This window comes from Actinomycetes bacterium (genome assembly GCA_024222295.1).
Taxonomy (GTDB): Bacteria; Actinomycetota; Acidimicrobiia; order Acidimicrobiales; family Microtrichaceae; genus JAAEPF01.
Genome location: JAAEPF010000006.1, coordinates 1 through 1,241 on the forward strand (window position 1 = coordinate 1; position 1,241 = coordinate 1,241).

At 66.4% G+C, this 1,241-nt stretch carries 1 protein-coding gene; it reads left to right on the forward strand.

Annotated features, from left to right (window positions below; all coding sequences use genetic code 11):
• Positions 1–1,241, forward strand: a 1,241-nt coding sequence (locus tag GY812_02360) for a glycerol-3-phosphate dehydrogenase/oxidase (GenBank protein ID MCP4434326.1), incomplete at both ends; no start/stop codon positions are given.

Genomic DNA, 1,241 nt, shown 5'->3' on the forward strand with positions numbered 1-1,241 from the left:
AGACCGTACATGGCGGCGGGCATTATGCTCTACGACCAGCTGGGCGGCGCGAAATCTGTTCCGGCGCAGAAGCATCTGACCCGCGCCGGCGCTCTGAGGCTGTCCCCCGGGCTGAAGCGAAGCTCCCTGATCGGTGGAATCCGCTACTACGATACCGTTGTCGACGATGCTCGGCACACCATGACGGTGGCACGCACCGCGGCCCAGTACGGCGCGGTGGTTCGGACCTCGACGCAGGTGGTGGCGTTGCTGCGGGAAGGAGACCGGGTCACCGGCGTGCAGGTACGCGATTCCGAAGACGGCTCGGTCACCGAGGTGCACGGCCACGTCGTGGTCAACGCCACCGGGGTGTGGACCGACGAGATTCAGGCACTGTCCAAGGAGCGCGGCCGATTTCGGGTGCGGGCGTCCAAGGGCGTACACATCGTGGTGCCGCGCGACCGCGTCGTCAGCGAGGTCGCGATCATCCTGCGCACCGAGAACTCGGTGCTGTTCGTCATCCCGTGGGGCACACACTGGATTATCGGCACCACCGACACCGACTGGAAGCTCGACCTGGCGCACCCGGCCGCCACCAAAGCCGACATCGACTACCTCCTCGCTACGGTGAACACAGTGTTGGCAACTCCGTTGACCCACGACGACATCGACGGGGTGTACGCGGGCCTGCGCCCGTTGCTCGCCGGGGAGAGCGAGGAGACCTCGAAGCTGTCACGCGAGCATGCGGTGGCGGTGCCCGCGCCGGGGTTGGTGGCGATCGCCGGCGGCAAGTACACCACCTACCGGGTGATGGGGCAGGACGCGATCGATGCCGCGGCGGAGTTCGTGCCGACTCGGGTGGCGCCCTCGATCACCGAGAAGGTTCCACTGATGGGGGCCGACGGATACTTCGCGCTGGTCAACCAAACTGAAAGCGTCGGGGCGTACTACAACCTGCATCCATACCGGGTTCGGCACCTGCTGGATCGGTACGGGGCGCTCATCGGTGAGGTGCTGAAGCTCGGTGAGGACAGGCCGGAACTACTGGGCCCGATCACCGACGCACCGGTCTACCTGAAGGTCGAAGCCGCATATGCCGCGGCGGCCGAGGGGGCACTCCATCTCGAGGACATCCTGTCCCGCCGGATGCGGATCTCCATCGAGTACCCGCACCGCGGTGTCGACTGCGCCCGTGAAGTCGCCGAAGTCGTTGCACCCATATTGGGTTGGGCCGCCGAGGACGTCGACCGAGAGGTGGCGAC